The organism is Mycolicibacterium sp. XJ870 (genome assembly GCF_053483975.1).
Genome location: NZ_JBEFTI010000001.1, coordinates 2,059,818 through 2,077,522 on the forward strand (window position 1 = coordinate 2,059,818; position 17,705 = coordinate 2,077,522).

19 protein-coding genes are annotated in these 17,705 nt (G+C 67.3%); 14 read left to right on the plus strand and 5 right to left on the minus strand.

The window, feature by feature from the left end; all coding sequences use genetic code 11:
* Nucleotides 1-21 precede the first annotated feature (21 nt).
* The 3 genes from nadA to nadC are packed head-to-tail and all read left to right on the plus strand — an operon-like array spanning nucleotide 22 to nucleotide 3,481.
* The gene (gene nadA / locus ABQF30_RS10135; protein WP_448463592.1) at nucleotides 22-1,047 is read left to right on the plus strand and encodes a quinolinate synthase NadA; all 1,026 of its coding nucleotides are present in this window, start codon (nucleotides 22-24) and stop codon (nucleotides 1,045-1,047) included.
* A complete protein-coding gene (locus ABQF30_RS10140; protein WP_448462883.1) occupies nucleotides 1,044-2,624 on the plus strand; it encodes an L-aspartate oxidase in 1,581 nt (526 codons plus the stop codon). The genes nadA and ABQF30_RS10140 overlap by 4 nt, the downstream gene beginning before the upstream one ends.
* A complete protein-coding gene (gene nadC / locus ABQF30_RS10145) occupies nucleotides 2,624-3,481 on the plus strand; it encodes a carboxylating nicotinate-nucleotide diphosphorylase (protein WP_448462885.1) in 858 nt (285 codons plus the stop codon). Before ABQF30_RS10140 ends, nadC begins: the two co-directional genes overlap by 1 nt.
* A 19-nt stretch (nucleotides 3,482-3,500) precedes the next feature.
* Here nadC and ABQF30_RS10150 read toward each other — a convergent pair whose 3' ends face one another.
* Entirely contained in the window at nucleotides 3,501-4,136 is a 636-nt protein-coding gene (locus tag ABQF30_RS10150) for a LysE family transporter (RefSeq protein WP_448462887.1), read from the minus strand.
* Between the two features lie 21 nt (nucleotides 4,137-4,157).
* On the minus strand, nucleotides 4,158-4,568 hold the full coding sequence (locus ABQF30_RS10155) for a nitroreductase family deazaflavin-dependent oxidoreductase (RefSeq protein WP_448462889.1): 411 nt from the start codon (nucleotides 4,566-4,568) through the stop codon (nucleotides 4,158-4,160).
* A 93-nt stretch (nucleotides 4,569-4,661) separates the two neighbouring features.
* Between ABQF30_RS10155 and hisD the strand changes: the two genes are divergently transcribed.
* From hisD to ABQF30_RS10205, 10 genes are all read left to right on the plus strand, one after another.
* Nucleotides 4,662-6,023: a histidinol dehydrogenase gene (gene hisD / locus ABQF30_RS10160; protein WP_448462891.1), complete on the plus strand. Its 1,362-nt coding sequence runs from the start codon at nucleotides 4,662-4,664 to the stop codon at nucleotides 6,021-6,023.
* Entirely contained in the window at nucleotides 6,020-7,171 is a 1,152-nt protein-coding gene (locus tag ABQF30_RS10165; RefSeq protein WP_448462893.1) for a histidinol-phosphate transaminase, read from the plus strand. The genes hisD and ABQF30_RS10165 overlap by 4 nt, the downstream gene beginning before the upstream one ends.
* Nucleotides 7,168-7,776 (plus strand): imidazoleglycerol-phosphate dehydratase HisB, encoded by a 609-nt coding sequence (gene hisB / locus ABQF30_RS10170; protein ID WP_448462894.1) that lies wholly within the window; start codon nucleotides 7,168-7,170, stop codon nucleotides 7,774-7,776. The genes ABQF30_RS10165 and hisB overlap by 4 nt, the downstream gene beginning before the upstream one ends.
* Nucleotides 7,773-8,390: an imidazole glycerol phosphate synthase subunit HisH gene (gene hisH, locus ABQF30_RS10175; protein ID WP_448462896.1), complete on the plus strand. Its 618-nt coding sequence runs from the start codon at nucleotides 7,773-7,775 to the stop codon at nucleotides 8,388-8,390. Before hisB ends, hisH begins: the two co-directional genes overlap by 4 nt.
* Entirely contained in the window at nucleotides 8,387-9,121 is a 735-nt protein-coding gene (priA, locus tag ABQF30_RS10180) for a bifunctional 1-(5-phosphoribosyl)-5-((5-phosphoribosylamino)methylideneamino)imidazole-4-carboxamide isomerase/phosphoribosylanthranilate isomerase PriA (RefSeq protein WP_448462898.1), read from the plus strand. The genes hisH and priA overlap by 4 nt, the downstream gene beginning before the upstream one ends.
* Entirely contained in the window at nucleotides 9,118-9,948 is an 831-nt protein-coding gene (locus ABQF30_RS10185) for an inositol monophosphatase family protein (RefSeq protein ID WP_448463594.1), read from the plus strand. Before priA ends, ABQF30_RS10185 begins: the two co-directional genes overlap by 4 nt.
* On the plus strand, nucleotides 9,945-10,730 hold the full coding sequence (hisF, locus tag ABQF30_RS10190) for an imidazole glycerol phosphate synthase subunit HisF (protein ID WP_448462900.1): 786 nt from the start codon (nucleotides 9,945-9,947) through the stop codon (nucleotides 10,728-10,730). Before ABQF30_RS10185 ends, hisF begins: the two co-directional genes overlap by 4 nt.
* On the plus strand, nucleotides 10,730-11,077 hold the full coding sequence (hisI, locus tag ABQF30_RS10195; RefSeq protein ID WP_448462902.1) for a phosphoribosyl-AMP cyclohydrolase: 348 nt from the start codon (nucleotides 10,730-10,732) through the stop codon (nucleotides 11,075-11,077). The genes hisF and hisI overlap by 1 nt, the downstream gene beginning before the upstream one ends.
* Nucleotides 11,078-11,204: 127 nt before the next feature.
* On the plus strand, nucleotides 11,205-12,851 hold the full coding sequence (locus ABQF30_RS10200) for an N-6 DNA methylase (RefSeq protein ID WP_448462904.1): 1,647 nt from the start codon (nucleotides 11,205-11,207) through the stop codon (nucleotides 12,849-12,851).
* The gene (locus ABQF30_RS10205; protein WP_448462906.1) at nucleotides 12,841-13,833 is read left to right on the plus strand and encodes a hypothetical protein; all 993 of its coding nucleotides are present in this window, start codon (nucleotides 12,841-12,843) and stop codon (nucleotides 13,831-13,833) included. Before ABQF30_RS10200 ends, ABQF30_RS10205 begins: the two co-directional genes overlap by 11 nt.
* Nucleotides 13,834-13,838: 5 nt before the next feature.
* On the opposite strand, the gene ABQF30_RS10210 is transcribed toward ABQF30_RS10205, so the two are convergent.
* The gene (locus tag ABQF30_RS10210) at nucleotides 13,839-14,636 is read right to left on the minus strand and encodes an ABC transporter ATP-binding protein (protein ID WP_448462908.1); all 798 of its coding nucleotides are present in this window, start codon (nucleotides 14,634-14,636) and stop codon (nucleotides 13,839-13,841) included.
* The gene (locus ABQF30_RS10215; protein ID WP_448462910.1) at nucleotides 14,633-15,304 is read right to left on the minus strand and encodes a FadR/GntR family transcriptional regulator; all 672 of its coding nucleotides are present in this window, start codon (nucleotides 15,302-15,304) and stop codon (nucleotides 14,633-14,635) included. Before ABQF30_RS10215 ends, ABQF30_RS10210 begins: the two co-directional genes overlap by 4 nt.
* A gap of 243 nt (nucleotides 15,305-15,547) precedes the next feature.
* Here ABQF30_RS10215 and ABQF30_RS10220 point away from each other — a divergent pair, with 243 nt between their 5' ends.
* The gene (locus ABQF30_RS10220) at nucleotides 15,548-17,206 is read left to right on the plus strand and encodes a 2-isopropylmalate synthase (protein ID WP_448463596.1); all 1,659 of its coding nucleotides are present in this window, start codon (nucleotides 15,548-15,550) and stop codon (nucleotides 17,204-17,206) included.
* Here the strand turns inward: ABQF30_RS10220 and ABQF30_RS10225 are convergent.
* Complete coding sequence (locus tag ABQF30_RS10225; RefSeq protein ID WP_448462912.1) at nucleotides 17,193-17,648, minus strand: peroxiredoxin; 456 nt, start codon at nucleotides 17,646-17,648, stop codon at nucleotides 17,193-17,195. The genes ABQF30_RS10220 and ABQF30_RS10225 overlap by 14 nt on opposite strands.
* Between the last annotated feature and the right edge of the window lie 57 nt (nucleotides 17,649-17,705).

The window sequence follows — 17,705 nt, forward strand, 5'->3', positions numbered from 1 at the left end:
GCCGTGACGGTGCTCAACGGAATGCGCGCAGGGGATCTCGCGGACCGGATTGTCGATGGTCCCGACGGCTATTCGGGAGTCGTGGGCGACGAGGAATGGGCCGCTGAAATCCGTCGCCTCGCAGAACTGCGCGGCGCGACGCTCCTTGCCCACAACTATCAGCTGCCGGCCATCCAGGACGTCGCCGACCACGTCGGAGACTCGCTGGCGCTGTCGCGGATCGCCGCGGAGGCGCAGGAAGACACCATCGTGTTCTGCGGCGTGCATTTCATGGCCGAGACGGCCAAGATCCTCAGCCCCGACAAGACGGTGCTGATCCCCGATCAGCGCGCCGGTTGCTCGCTGGCCGATTCGATCAGCGCCCAGGAGCTTCAGGAGTGGAAAGACGAGCATCCAGGTGCCGTCGTCGTCTCCTACGTCAACACCACCGCCGCGGTGAAGGCGCTCACCGACGTCTGCTGCACGTCGTCGAACGCCGTCGAGGTGGTCGCGTCGATTCCCGAGGACCGCGAGGTGCTGTTCTGCCCTGACCAGTTCCTCGGTGCGCACGTCCGGCGCGTCACCGGACGCAAGAACCTGCATGTGTGGGCCGGCGAATGCCACGTACACGCCGGAATCAACGGCGATGAACTGGCCGCGCAGGCCAGGTCGCACCCCGACGCCGAGCTGTTCGTGCACCCCGAATGCGGTTGCGCCACTTCGGCGCTGTACCTCGCCGGTGAGGGCGCCGTCCCCGAGGACAGGGTGAAGATCCTGTCCACGGGCGGCATGCTCGACGCCGCGAGGGAGACTCGCGCCCGGCAGGTGCTGGTGGCCACCGAGGTCGGCATGTTGCACCAACTACGCAGGGCCGCACCGGAAGTCGACTTCCTCGCGGTCAATGACCGGGCTTCGTGCACGTACATGAAGATGATCACGCCCGCGGCATTGCTGCGCTGCCTCGTCGAGGGGGCCGATGAAGTTCATGTCGACCCCGAAACCGCCCGGCTGGGCCGTGCCAGCGTGCAGCGGATGATCGCGATCGGACAGCCCGGCGGCGGCGAATGACCACCTCGAGCTTCGCCTGTGGCGCGTCGCGGCTGTGGCAGCAGCGTGCCGACGTCGTGGTGATCGGCACCGGGGTAGCCGGGCTGGTGGCGGCGCTGGCCGCGCGCAACCAGGGGCGGCGCGTCGTGGTCTTGAGCAAGGCTGCCGAAACCGCAACGTTCTATGCCCAGGGCGGTATCGCGGTCGTGTTGCCCGGCAACGACGATTCCGTCGACGCCCATGTGGCCGACACGATCTCGGCCGGGGGCAACCTGTGCGACCCGGATGCCGTGCGGTCGATCGTGGCCGACGGACACGCGGCGGTTGCCGACCTGGTGGCGAGCGGCGCTCGCTTCGACGAGTTGACACCGGGGCGCTGGGCACTGACCCGCGAGGGCGGGCACACCCGCCGCCGGATCATCCACTCCGGCGGCGACGCGACCGGAGCCGAGGTGCAACGTGCTCTGGATCTGGCTGCAGCCAATCTCGACATCCGGCGTGACCACATCGCGCTGCAGATCCTGCGCGACGAGGCCGCGGTGACCGGCGTCCTGGTGCGAAACGCGGACGGTCCCGGCATCGTGCACGCGCCGGCGGTCATCCTCGCCACCGGCGGTCTCGGGCATTTGTATGCCGCCACCACCAACCCGGCCGGTTCGACCGGTGACGGCGTCGCACTGGCCCTGTGGGCCGGCGTCGCGGTCAGCGATATCGAGTTCATCCAGTTCCATCCCACCATGCTGTTCGACGCCGACGCCGGCGGTCGACGACCGCTGATCACCGAAGCGTTACGTGGTGAGGGAGCAGTTCTTGTTGACTCACAAGGGAATTCGGTAACCGACGGCGTGCATCCCATGGGCGACCTGGCGCCGCGCGATGTCGTTGCCGCGGCGATCGATGCACGGCTGTCGGCAACCGGTGAGAAATGTGTGTATCTCGACGCCCGGCGCATCGCCGACTTCGGTGACCGGTTTCCCACTGTGGCGGCGGCCTGTGCGGACGCCGGCATCGACCCGACCCGGCATCCGATCCCGGTGGTGCCGGGTGCGCATTACAGCTGCGGTGGCGTGCTCACCGATGTGCACGGCCGGACCGAACTGCCCGGCCTGTTCGCAGCCGGTGAGGTGGCCCGCACCGGCATGCACGGGGCGAACCGGCTCGCCTCCAACAGCCTGCTGGAGGGGTTGGTTGTGGGCGGACGCGCGGGCCGCGCAGCGGCCGACCATGCGATGCAGGTCGGTTCGGTACGTGCCCGTGCTCCGCAGGACCGTCGGCACGAGGTGGTCGACCGCGACGTTCTGCAACGCGCGATGTCCGCGCATGCCTCGGTAGTCCGCGACGCGACCGGGTTGGGATTGTTGGCCGAGACTCTGGACGGGGCGGGAGCCCTAGAACCGCTCAGCCGCAAGAGTTTTGAAGACGCCGCGCTCACCGTCACCGCGCGTGCGGTGGCCACGTCCGCGGTGGCCAGGAGCGAAAGTCGGGGCTGTCACCACCGTGGCGACTTTCCCGATGTCGACTTGGCCCAAGAGCATTCGTCCACGATTCGTTATAACGGCGGCCGGATCGCCGTCGACACGCCATCGGCGGTGTGCTGATGGCGCTTTCGGAAGCTGAGCGCAGCGAAGCCCGCGCCACGGTTGCCCGCGCGCTCGAGGAGGATCTGCGCTACGGCCCCGACATCACCACGTTGGCCACCGTCGGCGCGGACGCGATGACCACCGCCTCGATGGTCAACCGGGAACCCGGGGTGATCGCCGGCGTCGACATCGCGCTGCTGGTGCTCGACGAAGTGATCGGCACCGATGCCTACCGGGTGATCCACCGCGTCGACGATGGTGCCCGGCTGGACGCAAAGTCGCCGGTGCTGACCATCGAAGCGCCGACACGTGAGCTTCTCACCGCCGAGCGCACCATGCTCAACCTGGTATGCCATTTGTCCGGCATCTCGACCGCGACGGCCGCCTGGGTCGATGCGGTAGCGGGGACCAACGCCAAGATTCGCGACACCCGCAAGACGCTGCCAGGACTGCGGGCCCTGCAGAAATACGCGGTGCGGGTCGGTGGCGGTGTCAACCACCGGATGGGCCTGGGGGACGCGGCGCTGATCAAGGACAACCACGTCGCCGCGGCCGGATCGGTACTGGCGGCGCTCAAGGCCGTCCGCGCCGAAGCGCCCGACCTGCAGTGCGAGGTCGAAGTGGATTCCCTCGAACAGCTCGACGAGGTGCTGTCCGCGGACGTCGAGCTCGTGCTGCTGGACAACTTCCCGGTCTGGCAAACCCAGATCGCCGTGCAGCGCCGGGACACCCGATCACCCAAGACACTGCTGGAATCCTCCGGTGGGCTGACCCTGGACAGCGCCGCGGGGTACGCCGGCACTGGCGTCGACTACCTCGCGATCGGCGCGCTCACCCATTCGGTGCGGGTGCTCGACATCGGGCTGGACATCTAACCGTCGTTGTCCAAGCTCGCTACGCCGGCGCGCTGCGGCGTACCAGGGACAAGACCACTGCTGCGGCCGCGAACAACCCGGAGAACACCTGGTTGAGCACGGTCTGTTGGCGAGGCGTGTGCAGCCACTGCAGCAGACGGGCTGCGAGCCCGGTGTAGAGACCCATCACGATGAGATCGACGACGATCATCGTGACGCCGATCGCCAGGTATTGAGGCAGCAGGGGAGCCGTCGGCACGACGAACTGGGGAAGCACCGCCAGGAAGAACACCAAACCCTTGGGGTTCGTGGCGTTTACCAGGAACCCGCGCGCGACCAGGGCCAGGCGGCTGCCGTCGACGGCTTTACCAACCTGTTCGCGCAGGTCGATCGTCGCAGTCCGCCACTGGCGGATGGCCAGGTAGACGAGGTAGGCCACGCCGATCCACTTGATGATGTTGAAGGCCAGGACTGAGCTTGCCACCGCCGCACCGAGGCCGACGGCCACCAGCACCAGTTGCAGCATCAGGCCGATCTCCAGGCCGAGGATGTTCCAGTAGCCCCGTCGTACACCATGGGTGAGGCCGGTGGCCATCGACTGGATGGCCCCGGCTCCCGGGGAGACGCTGATCGCGATCGCAGCACCGAAAAACGCCAACCAGACCTGCCACGCCATACGTGCAGTCTGGCAGGGGCGTCAAACGATATCGGCGACGAAGACCCCGGTCCGGCGGGCGCCCATGCGGGCGATCCGCGGGAGGTTGGGGTCGTCGGAACCGGCAGGGAGCACTCTCGGGTTGGTGACCTTGACCTCGCCGCGGAACAGATGCACGTCCGCTTCACCCGCCGCGAGCACGTTCTTCACCCAGTTCGTCTTGCCGTGCGCAAGCAGGACCGCCAGTACATTGTCCTTGCGGTAGCTGGTGACGATGGTCTCGTAGGGCGTGCCTGACGTGCGACCGCGGTGCTTGATCACCGTGAAACCGGGCAGTCGTTTCGACAGCGGCCGCAGGGCCGGATTGATGTACTTGATCTGCAGGCGTTCGAGCCACGGCGGAAAGAGCATCGGTACGCCGGGTGCATTGTTGGGGTGGTCTTTTGCGGACAAGTCAGGCTCCATTCGCTGGTCTGGAACCACCCTAAGGGTGACGTGGCTCGCCGGATTTTTATTCAGCTGGACTGATCAGGGACAATTGTGGCGATGGCCGAGTTTCAGATGTCCCGTATCGACCTGCGTAACCGCGTCCTGAACGCGGCGCAGCTGCGTGCTGCGCTGCCGCGAGGCGGGGTCGACGTGGACGCCGTGGTGCCCAAGGTTCGCCCGATCGTCGACGCGGTCGCCGAGCGCGGTGCCGTCGCGGCGCTGGACTACGGCGAGTCCTTCGACGGTGTCCGTCCGGAAACCGTCCGAGTACCGCCCGCCGTTCTGACTCAGGCGCTCGCCGAACTCGACGCCGACGTGCGTGCCGCACTGCAGGTGTCCATCGACCGTGCCCGCGCCGTCCATGCCGATCAGCGCCGCACCGACACCACCACCACGCTGGCGCCGGGCGCCACCGTCACCGAACGATGGGTCCCCGTCGAGCGGGTCGGGCTGTATGTGCCGGGCGGAAACGCGGTCTATCCGTCGAGCGTTGTGATGAACGTGGTGCCTGCCCAGACTGCGGGAGTGGAGTCGCTGGTGATCGCCAGCCCTCCGCAGGCTCAGTTCGACGGACTGCCACACCCGACGATTCTCGCCGCCGCTGCGCTGCTCGGTGTCGACGACGTGTGGGCAGTGGGCGGTGCGCAGGCCGTGGCGCTGCTGGCTTACGGCGGCACCGACACAGATGGCGATGGGGCAAGCGGAGCGCCGGGAAATGGCACCGAGCTCGCACCGGTCGACATGATCACCGGGCCCGGCAACATCTATGTGACCGCCGCCAAGCGGATCTGCCGTTCGCAGGTGGGGATCGACGCCGAGGCCGGCCCGACCGAGATCGCCATCCTCGCCGACCACACCGCAGACCCGGTGCACGTCGCGGCAGACCTGATCAGCCAGGCCGAGCACGACGAGATGGCGGCCAGCGTCCTGGTCACCGACAGCGTGGCGCTCGCCGAGGCCACCGACCGTGAACTGACCGGACAACTGGCCACCACCGTGCACGTCGAGAGGGTGACGGCCGCGTTGTCCGGCAAGCAGTCGGCGATCGTGCTCGTCGACGATGTGGAGGCAGGGGTGCGGGTCGTCAACGCCTACGCCGCCGAGCACCTGGAGATCCAGACCGTCGACGCGGCCGAGGTGGCCGGCCGGATCCGTTCTGCCGGAGCGATTTTCGTCGGGGCATGGTCACCGGTGAGCCTCGGTGACTACTGCGCAGGCTCCAATCACGTGCTGCCTACCGCGGGGTGCGCTCGGCACTCCAGCGGCTTGTCGGTGCAGACCTTCCTGCGCGGCATCCACGTGGTCGAGTACGACGAGGCCGCACTCAAAGACGTGTCCGGCCACGTGATCACATTGTCCAAGGCCGAGAATCTGCCCGCCCATGGTGAGGCCGTACGAAGGAGATTCGAGAGGCCATGAGTGCACGCGATGTGACGCTGGCCGATCTGCCGCTGCGCGAGAACCTGCGCGGCAAATCACCTTATGGCGCACCGCAGTTGGTGGTCCCGGTCCGGCTGAACACCAACGAGAACCCGCACCCGCCGACCCAGGCGCTCGTCGACGACGTGGCGGCATCGGTTCGAGAAGCCGCTGCCGAGTTGCACCGCTATCCGGACCGCGACGCGGTGGCGCTGCGCACCGACCTCGCCGCCTACCTCGCTGCGGCGACCGGGGTGCCGCTCACCAAGGACAATCTGTGGGCCGCCAACGGTTCCAACGAGATCCTGCAGCAGCTGCTGCAGGCGTTCGGTGGGCCTGGGCGCAGTGCGATCGGGTTCGTACCGTCGTACTCGATGCATCCCATCATCTCCGATGGCACCCAGACCGAATGGCTGCAGGCGGCCAGGGCCGACGATTTCAGCCTCGACGTGGCCGTCGCGGTGGCGGCGATCACCGACCGGCGCCCCGATATCGTGTTCGTGGCCAGCCCCAATAATCCATCGGGACAAAGTGTTCCGCTCGACGAGCTGCGCCGTCTGCTGGACGCCCTTTCGTCTCGGTCGGGCGGCATCATGATCGTCGACGAGGCCTACGGTGAATTCTCGTCGCAGCCCAGCGCCGTCGAGCTGCTCGACGAATATCCGGCGAAGCTCGTCGTCACCCGCACGATGAGCAAGGCATTCGCGTTCGCAGGAGGCCGACTCGGCTATCTGGCGGCCGCCCCGGCGGTGATCGACGCGCTGCTGCTGGTGCGGTTGCCCTACCACCTGTCGGTGCTCACGCAGGCCGCGGCCCGGGCAGCGCTGCGCCATGCCGACGACACCCTCGGCAGCGTTGCCAAACTCGCCGCCGAACGTGACCGGGTCACGGCCGAGCTGATTCGGCTGGGGTTCCGGGTGATTCCGAGCGATGCCAACTTCGTCCTGTTCGGCGAATTCGCCGATGCCCCGGCGACCTGGCAGCGCTATCTGGACGCGGGTGTCCTCATCCGCGATGTCGGTATCCCCGGCTACCTGAGGACCACGGTCGGCCTGGCAGAAGAGAACGACGCGTTCCTGGCCGCCAGCTCCGATCTGGCCGCAACCGAACTTCAGTCACCCGCCAACAGCCCGGTAGGAGCATCATGACCCGTCGCGCGAAGGTCGAACGCAAGACCAAGGAATCCGACATTGTCGTCGAGCTCGACCTCGACGGCACGGGCATCGTCGACATCGACACCGGCGTGCCGTTCTTCGACCACATGCTGACTTCGCTGGGCACCCATGCCAGCTTCGATCTCACCGTTGCGGCCAAGGGCGACATCGAGATCGAGGGACACCACACCGTCGAGGACACCGCGATCGTGCTGGGCCAGGCGCTCGGCGAGGCGCTGGGGGACAAGAAGGGCATCCGCCGGTTCGGTGACGCGTTCATTCCCATGGACGAGTCGCTGGCGCACGCCGCCGTCGACGTGTCGGGGCGCCCGTACTTCGTGCACACCGGTGAGCCGGAATTCATGGTCGAGTTCACGATCGCAGGTTCCAGCGCGCCATACCACACAGTCATCAACCGGCACGTGTTCGAGTCGCTTGCCTTCAACGCCCGCATCGCCCTGCACGTGCGCACGCTCTACGGTCGCGATCCGCACCACATCACCGAGGCGCAGTACAAGGCGGTGGCGCGGGCACTGCGCCAGGCCGTCGAGTACGACGCCCGTGTTACCGGCGTCCCGTCGACCAAAGGCACTCTGTGACAAGCAAAGTCGTCGTTCTCGACTATGGGTCGGGGAATCTGCGCTCGGCGCAGCGGGCGCTGGAACGCGTCGGCGCCGACGTCGAGGTGACTGCAGATCCCGCGGCCGCGGCGGACGCGGACGGTCTGGTGGTTCCGGGCGTCGGGGCGTTCGAGGCCTGCATGACCGGACTGCGGGCGATCGGTGGCGAGAAGATCATCGCCGATCGGCTGCAGCATGGCCGCCCGGTGCTGGGCGTGTGCGTCGGCATGCAGATCCTGTTCGCTCGCGGCGTGGAGTTCGGAGTCGAGTCCACGGGTTGCGGGCAATGGCCGGGGTCGGTGACGCGGCTGGACGCGCCGGTGATCCCACACATGGGGTGGAACGTCGTCGACGCACCGGCGGGCAGCACGCTGTTCAAGGGTCTCGACGCCGATACGCGCTTCTATTTCGTGCATTCCTATGCCGCCCAGGAATGGTCAGGGCGGTCTGAGGCCCTGGTGACCTGGGCGACGCATCACGTACCGTTCATCGCCGCTGTGGAAGACGGCGCGTTGGCGGCCACGCAATTTCATCCGGAGAAGAGCGGCGACGCCGGTGCGACGCTGCTCGCGAATTGGGTTGAGGGACTGTGAGTTTAATTCTGTTGCCGGCCGTCGATGTGGTCGACGGCAAGGCCGTGCGTCTGGTGCAGGGCAAGGCAGGCAGCGAGACGGACTACGGTTCGGCGCTGGAAGCTGCCGAGGCATGGCAGGGCGACGGCGCCGAGTGGATTCACCTGGTCGACCTGGACGCCGCGTTCGGCCGGGGCAGCAATCGCGAACTGCTGGCCGATCTGGTCGGTAAACTCGACGTGAAAGTCGAACTGTCCGGCGGCATCCGGGACGACGACTCGCTCAAGGCGGCCATGGACACCGGCTGCGCTCGGGTGAACATCGGCACCGCTGCGCTGGAAAGTCCCGAGTGGTGCCGCCATGCCATCGCCGAATACGGCGACCGCGTAGCAGTCGGGCTGGACGTGCAGTTCGAGAATGGCAGCTGGCGTCTGCGCGGCCGCGGCTGGGAGACCGACGGCGGTGACCTGTGGGATGTTCTGGATCGTCTTGACCGTGAAGGCTGTTCGCGGTTTGTCGTCACCGACGTCACCAAGGACGGGACCCTGACCGGTCCCAACCTGGAACTGTTGTCAGCGGTCGCGGCGCGTACCGACGCCCCGGTGATCGCCTCGGGCGGCGTGTCGAGCCTCGACGATCTGCGGGCCATCGCGACGCTCACCGGCAGCGGTGTGGAGGGTGCGATCGTCGGCAAGGCGCTCTACGCCGGGCGATTCACGTTGCCGCAGGCGTTGGCTGCGGTCAGCGGATAACGGCGGTGGGAGAACTGGAGACCTCGAAGCTTGCCGCACTGGTCGCCTCCGCGGCCGAGATTCTCGACGCCGCGGCGGTGCCGTTCGTCGCCGGGCACCGCGCCGACTCTGCGGTTCGTAAGCAGGGCAACGATTTCGCGACCGAGGTCGATCTGGCGATCGAGCGGCAGGTGGTACGCGCACTGACCGAGGCGACCGGAATCGGAGTGCACGGCGAGGAGTTCGGCGGTGAGCCGATCGACTCGTCGCTGGTGTGGGTGCTCGACCCGATCGACGGAACCTTCAACTACGCCGCCGGCTCTCCGATGGCCGCCATCCTGCTCGGGCTGCTGGCCGACGGCGAGCCGGTCGCCGGCCTGACCTGGCTGCCGTTCACCGGCCAGCGGTACTCGGCAATCGTCGGAGGTCCCTTGCGGGACAATGATATTGAGCAGCCACTGCTGGGCTCGCCCACCCTCGCCGATTCCATCATCGGCATCCAGACTTTCAACATCGACTCCCGTGGCCGGTTCCCGGGCCGGTACCGGGCGGCTGTGCTCGCCAACCTCAGCCGGGTGAGTTCCCGGGTGCGGATGCATGGTGCCACCGGCGTCGACCTGGCCTATGTGAGTGCGGGAATCCTCGGTGGCGCCATCAGTTTCGGGCACCACATCTGGGATCACGCAGCCGGGGTCGCGCTGGTGCGCGCTGCCGGCGGCATCGTGACAGACCTGGCGGGTGAGCCGTGGACTGTCGAGTCGAAGTCGGCACTTGCCGCCGCTCCGGGCGTGCACGAGAAGATGTTGGAGATCGTGAAATCCGCTGGCAATCCGGAGGATTACCTGTGAGTGTCAAGACCGATGTCGCGACGAGGGTCATTCCCTGCCTGGATGTCGACGACGGCCGGGTGGTCAAAGGCGTTAACTTCGAGAACCTGCGCGATGCCGGCGATCCCGTCGAACTTGCCGCCGCCTATGACGCCGAAGGCGCTGACGAGTTGACCTTCCTGGACGTGACCGCCTCCTCATCGGGCCGGGCCACCATGCTGGAAGTGGTGAAACGCACCGCCGAGCAGGTGTTCATCCCGCTGACCGTCGGTGGCGGCGTGCGTTCTGTCGACGACGTGGATGTCCTGCTGCGCGCCGGGGCCGACAAGGTTTCGGTGAACACCGCCGCGATCGCCCGGCCCGAACTGCTCGCCGAGATGGCCCGCCACTTCGGCTCGCAGTGCATCGTGCTGAGCGTGGATGCCAGGACCGTGCCCGCCGGTGACCCACCCACGCCGTCGGGCTGGGAAGTGACCACCCACGGCGGCCGGCGCGGCACCGGCATCGACGCCATCGAGTGGGCCGCCCGCGGCGCCGAACTCGGCGTCGGTGAGATTCTGCTCAACTCGATGGACCGGGACGGCACGAAGGCCGGCTTCGACCTCGAAATGTTGCGGGCTGTCCGCGCTGCGGTGACGGTGCCGGTGATCGCCAGCGGTGGAGCGGGGGCCGTGGAACATTTCGCGCCCGCAGTTGTTGCAGGAGCCGACGCCGTGTTGGCGGCCAGCGTGTTTCACTTCCGCGAACTGACCGTCGGCCAGGTCAAGGCTGCGATGGCGGCGGAAGGGATCGTGGTGCGGTAATGCCTCTCGACGCAGACATCGCAGCACGCCTGAAGCGCAACGCCGACGGGTTGTTCACCGCAGTGGCACAGGAACGCGGCACCGGCAAGGTGCTGATGGTGGCCTGGATGGACGACGATGCATTGGCCCGCACCCTGGAAACCCGTGAAGCGACGTACTTCTCGCGGTCGCGGGGCGAGCAGTGGGTCAAAGGTGCGACGTCCGGGCACACCCAGCATGTGCACTCGGTGCGGCTGGACTGCGACGGCGACACCGTGCTGCTGGAGGTCGACCAGGTCGGCGCGGCCTGCCACACCGGCGCCCACACCTGTTTTGACGCGGACCTGATTCTTCCGCCCGAAGAGTAGCCGAGACTGCACTCGGGGACACGATCGGCCAGATTCTTGTCCCTGGCTTCAGTCTCGGTGATAGTCGGAGGGGCCGAACCGCGTTGCGGTCCGCGGGCTTGTCGGTGGCGTCGTTGACAATGGCGGAGTGACTGACATCGTGCTGTACGCGGACGGCGATTCCGCCGGCGCCCGCAAAGCGCGCGGTGCGTTCTTCACGCCGCCCGAGATCACCCGCTACCTCACGCAGTGGGCGGTGCGGTCCCCGGAGGACCGCATCTTCGAGCCCTCGGCGGGAGAGGCCGCGTTCCTGGTGGAGGCCACCACCCGGCTGACCGAACTCGGGGCCGACGCGCCGCAGGTCGACGGGGTGGAGATCCACGCAGACAGTGCTGCGCAAGCCCGCCGGATGGTCAGGGCCGCCGGTGGGACGCCGCGCATCACCGTCAGGGATTTCTTCACGGTCACACCGCAGCCGCGGTATACCGCCGTGATCGGCAATCCGCCCTACATCCGCTACCAGGATTTCCGCGGCCATGTCCGGGCGCAGTCGCGGCGGGCGGCGCTCAAAGCCGGTGTCACGCTGTCCGGGCTGGCGTCAAGTTGGGCGGCGTTCACCGTGCACGCCGCGCTGTTCCTGGAACCCGGCGGGCGGATGGCGCTCGTGCTGCCCGCCGAGTTGCTCAGCGTCAATTACGCGGCGGCGGTGCGCAAGTTCCTCTTCGACCGGTTCGCCAGCGTCGAATTGGTGATGTTCGATGAGCAGGTCTTCCCGGGGGCCGAGGCCGACGTGGTGCTGCTGCTCGCCGACGGCTTCGGCACCGGCCCGTCCGGCCATGCCGTCATTCATCGGGCCCGTAACGCCGCGGCGCTGACATCGGAACTGGTGCAACGGAGTTGGTCACCACGCGACCCGGCGGACAAGTGGATCAGCGGCCTCATCGGCGCTGCGCCGGTCGATGCACTCAACACGCTGCACGCGGGCGGCGAATTCACGCTGCTGGAACAGTGGGCTGACACCACGCTGGGAATGGTCACCGGCAACAACGGCTACTTCGCACTGTCCCCGGAACGAGTACGCGAATTGGGGCTGCGGCGCAGCGATCTGTTGCCACTGTCCCCGCCGGGCAGCGCGCACTTGCGCGGGCTCACGCTGTCGCCTGAGCAACTCGCCCGGCTGGGGGAGGACGGCAAGTCGATCCACCTGTTCCGGCCGGTCGGCAAGCTCTCGGCTGCCGCGCAGCGGTACGTTGACGCCGGTCACGCTGCCGGGGTCCATCTGGCCTACAAGTGCCGGGTGCGCAGGCCCTGGTACCTGGTGCCGCTGCTGGAGCCCGCCGACCTCCTGCTCACGTGCATGAATGCCGATACGCCGCGGCTGGTCACCAACCGGGCCGGGGCCCACCACCTCAACTCGGTACACGGAATCTATCTGCGTGACGGGCTCACCGCGCTCGGCTGCGACCTGCTGCCGCTGGCATCGCTGAACTCGGTCACGGTGCTGCACGCCGAGATGGTCGGCCGCTCCTACGGCGGCGGGATTTTGAAAATCGAACCGCGCGAAGCAGATCGGTGGCTGGTGCCGGCACCGGAATTGATCAGCGCCCGGGCAAGCCGGCTGCGGGGAGTCCGGCGCCGGGTTGCGTCGTTGCTGGGACATGGCAAGCTGCTCGACGCGGTCGCCATCGTCGACGAGGCGCTTGGCCTGGAACCGAAAGTAGCTCTCGAACCTGTTCGGGCAGCGCGTCATTCGTTGGCCACGCGACGGACGGTAAGGTCGCGTCGTGCCCGCTGAACCGTCGACAAAGGCCACCGCCTGGGCCATCTTCGACCGGATCGTCGCCGACGCGGCGCCCGCCGGCCAGCACACCAACCCCTGGCTGCGCACCAACGGCGAGCTGACCTATGTGCCCGATTTCCGGGTTCTGCGCAAGCTGCTCGGGGTGCCGCTGCATCTGAACGCGCCGTCGACCACCGGGGTACCGGCACTGGCACTCGATGTGTGGTTGTCCTACGAGTTGCGCCGCGCAGGGTTCAATTCCGACGCGGTCTGGCCGCGCCCGACCGATCCGCGGATCATGCCCGGTGCGATCGCCAGTCTGCTCGACGCGCTGCCGCAGCGGGAGCGGCAGCTGATCGAGCAGCGGCTGCGGCGCTCGATGAAGGGTGTGTCCGGCTCAAGCGCAAGTGTTCTCGGCAAGCACTACATGAAACAGGTCGACGTGGTGATCTCGGACTGGGATACCGGACCCGAGCTGCTCATCAGCACGAAACGGATGGACTCCAGCTTCGGCAAGAATGCCGCCAACCGAGTTGAGGAGAGCTACGGGGACGCCAAGAACCTGCGGCTGCGGCACCCGCTGGCCGCCCTCGGTTTCGTCTACGGCCTGCGGTCGACGATCCTGAGCACCGAACCTGACAAGGCCGAATGGTTGATCGACCTGCTGCAGAAGCTCGGCACCGAGGACGACGCCTATCACGCCGTTGCGCTGGTCATGATCGACTACGACGCCGATGCGCCCGCGGAGTTCGACGAGGTGGACAGCATCGAAAAAGCGGAGCCCGACGCACTTTTCGAGATCGTCGACGTGGCTACGGCCGCCGTCGACGAGGCGCTGGCCAAACTGCCGGACATCGCGATCCGGCACGACACCGTTCCACCTGCGTTACAGCCCTCGCGGTTCCTGGCGGCCATGGTGTCGCGTGCCATCGACATCGCGCCCGTGACCCGTCACCGTGAGGCGCGCAGGCGTCGCAACACCGCACCGCTGGCCTGACCTCGCTAGGTGATCCGCGGACCGGGCTTGGCCCGCGCCGTCCATCGGCCGTCCTGGTGGCCCACCGTCACCGGGTACGCGAAGGCCGTCGTCACATGATCGGTGGTCACGGTGTCGCGGGCCGGACCGCTGGCCACCGTGCGTCCCTCGGCGATCAACAACGCGTGTGTGGTGCTGGTCGGCAGTTCCTCCAGGTGGTGCGTCACCAGGATCGAGGCCATGCCGGGATGCGTATCATCCAGTGTGTCAAGGGTTTCGAGCAGCTGTTCGCGAGCCGCCACGTCCAGGCCGGTGGTGGGTTCGTCGAGCAGCAGCAGCTGTGGATCCGCTATCAGCGCCCGGGCGATCAGGGCGCGCCCCCGCTCGCCTTGCGACAGCGTCGGCCACACCGCTTCGACGCGCGCCGAAAGGCCCACGGTGTCGATCAATTCCTCCGCCCGCCGCACCTGCTCGGGCGACGGGGTCCAGCGGGCGGCGGTGTCGACCGTGGCGGTGACCCCGGTCAGCACGACCTCGCGGACGGTGAGCGGATACTGCAGGCGGTGGCGGGGGTTGACGTGACCGATCGAGCGTCGCAATGCGGTCAGGTCCGTGCGCCCCATCTGTTCGCCGAGCACCCGCACCGTGCCGGAGGTGGGAAACGTCACGGCCGCACAGAATCCCAGCAGCGTGCTCTTGCCGGCACCGTTCGGACCGAGCAGCGCCCAATGTTCACCCGCGTGCACCGTCAGCGATATGCCGTCGATGATCTGCTTGCCGTTGCGGCGGAACGTCACGTCGGCGATGTCCAACACGGGCGTCATAGGAATGACTCCTTCAATGCACTCAAGTGGGTTCGGCTGGACGCCGCCGCGGCGGCGGGATCGCGGGCCAGGATGGCATCGGCCAGTTGCTGATGCAGGGCGTGGTCGCATGGTTCTGACGCGATCGGTCGGATTTTGAGCATGTCGATCATTGCCGGCCGCAGCCTGGGGAGGAACGCGTCGAACAGTTGCGTCAGCACGTCATTGTGGGCTGCCGCAATGACGGCGCGGTGAAACGCCATATCGGCGTCCACGTGGTCGGGCGCAGGCTGGCCTACTACGCCGCGGGCCGCCAGGGTACGACGGATGTCGCGCAGGTCCGCAGGGGTGCGCCGAGTGGCGGCCAGCGCGGCGGCCTCGGCCTCGATCGCGATGCGCGCCTCGATCACCGCCACGATGGTGGCGCGGCGCAGCACAATGTCCCATTCCTCGGTGACGTCGACTGCCGTTACGAAGACCCCGGCACCCTGACGGCTCTCCAGGACGCCCCTGCCGGCCAGTTCGCGGATCGCCTCGCGCAGGGTGGATCGACCCACGCCGAGCTGCGCGGCAAGCGTCGTCTCACCGGGCAGTCGGTGCCCGAGCGGCCATTCACCGTCGCGGATGCGGGCTAGCAGCACCTGGGCCGCCTGCGCCGCGAGCGGGTGCCGCTCAATCTGCGGAATCATCGCAACCTCTCTACTTGTCTGAGGAGTTGGGGTACAGTCTAGCCATCATGACGCGCATGCTTCTGCTTAGCCGCCGCGGCGGGGCCTGACCGACCGGCCCCCTGCCGTGGGGCTCTGTCGCGCCGGTCGAATTCCCCCTGACCGAAAGCGGCCATCATGACCTCTGCTTTTCCCACGATCGCCACCCCAGCCGGCGACGTCCCGGCTACCGCACCGGCATGGAACCGGCAGCGACAGTCCCGAATGCCCTCATACCGTTACGCCGGCGTCTACGATCGCGTCGAAGTCCCACTCACCCAACGTAATTGGCCCGCCGCCCGGATTGTCACCGCACCGCTGTGGGTTCCGGTCGACCTGCGCGACGGAAATCAGGCCCTGGCCGAACCGATGGATCCGCACCGCAAACGCCGGTTCTTCGAGCTGCTGGTGGCCATGGGATACAAGGAGATCGAGGTCGGCTATCCATCCGCCTCACAGACGGATTTCGATTTCGTCCGATTGTTGGCCGAATCCGACATCGCTCCGCCGGACGTGACCATTGTGGTGTTCACCCCGGCCCGCCGTGACCTGATCGAGCGCACCGTGGATTCGGTTCGCGGTATGCGCAACGAAGTCGTCATCCACATGTACACCGCGACCGCGCCGACGTGGCGAAACGTGGTGCTGCACAAAGACAGAAACGAGCTGAGCCAGCTCATCCAGGCCGGAGGGCGTGACGTTCTCGAACTCGCCGGTGACCTGGCCAACGTCCGGTTCGAGTTCTCGCCGGAGGTCTTCAATCTCACCGAGCCGGACTACGTGCTCGACTTGTGCGACGCGATGACCGAACTGTGGCAGGCCGGCCCGCAACGACCGGTGATCCTCAATCTGCCCGCCACCGTCGAGGTCGCCACGCCGAACGTGTACGCCGACCAGATCGAGTACATGCACCGGAACCTGTCGCGGCGCGACAGCGTCATCTTGTCGGTGCATCCGCACAACGACCGGGGGACCGGCATCGCATGCGCGGAACTGGCCGTCCTGGCCGGTGCACAGCGAGTCGAGGGATGCGTCTTCGGCAACGGCGAAAGGACCGGAAACGTCGACATCGCCACCCTGGCACTGAATCTGCACGCCCAGGGGATTGATCCGATGATCGACTTCTCCGATATCGACGAGATCGCCCGCACCGTCGCATATTGCACCCGGATGCCCATCCACGAACGCCACCCGTACGTCGGGGACCTGGTGCACACGGCGTTCTCCGGCACCCACCAGGACGCAATCAAGAAAGGGCTGGCCGAGCACCGCGAGCGCGCGGCGGCTTCCGGTCGTCCGGAGAATGAAACCGATTGGCGGGTACCGTATCTGCCGATCGACCCCGCGGACATCGGACGCACCTACGATGCGGTGATCCGGGTGAACTCGCAGTCCGGTAAGGGCGGTATCGCCTACCTGCTGCTCACGGAGTACGGACTGGAACTGCCCAGGCGGCTGCAGATCGACTTCGCTCGCCACGTTCAGGGGCACACCGATGAAACGGGGGCCGAGATCACCGCTGCCGAGCTGTACGACCTGTTCGAGGAGGCCTATTTGACGTCCGGTGGCCCGGTCGAACTCAAGGAGTGGCACACCGGTGGCGACGGGGCCGAGGCCGTCACCGAGCTGACATTGGCCGCCGAGGGCGCCACGGTCACCAGCACACACCGCGCCGTCGGTCCGGTCGACGCGCTGACCGCCGCGCTGGCTGACATCGGGAGGCCGATCGAGGTGCTGAGCCTTACTCAGCAGTCGATCGGCAGCACGGCGATCACCTATCTGGAGTACCGCTCGGGCGGCGTCACCGGCTGGGTGTGCGGCCGCAGCGATTCGGTGCTCGCGGCTTCGATGGCGGCGGTGCTGCGGGCAGTCAACGCGCCTTGAGAACCGCCAGCGCCTTGTCGGCGTGGGTGGCCATGTTGACCTCGCTGGAGATCACCTCGAGCACGGTGCGGTCGGTGTCGATGACGAACGTGGTCCGCTTGACCGGCATGAGCTTGCCGAGCAGGCCTCGTTTGACACCGAACTGGCTGGCGACCTTCCCGTCGGCATCCGACAGCAACGGGTAGTCGAAGCGCTGGATGTCGGCGAACTTGGCCTGCTTGGCGACCGGATCGGTGCTGATGCCGACCCGGGTCGCGCCGGCTGCGGCGAACTCGCCGGCGAGGTCCCGAAAATGGCAGGCCTCTTTGGTGCATCCGGGAGTCATCGCGGCAGGGTAGAAGAACAGCACAACGGGGCCGTCGGCCAGCAAACTCGTCAGGCTGCGGATTGTGCCGGTCTGATCCGGCAGTTCAAACTCGGCAACGGTGTCACCACGGTTCATAGGGGGCCACGCTACGCCGTCTGGATTCGGGCTTCGTGCGGGCGGTCTGGGAGGATT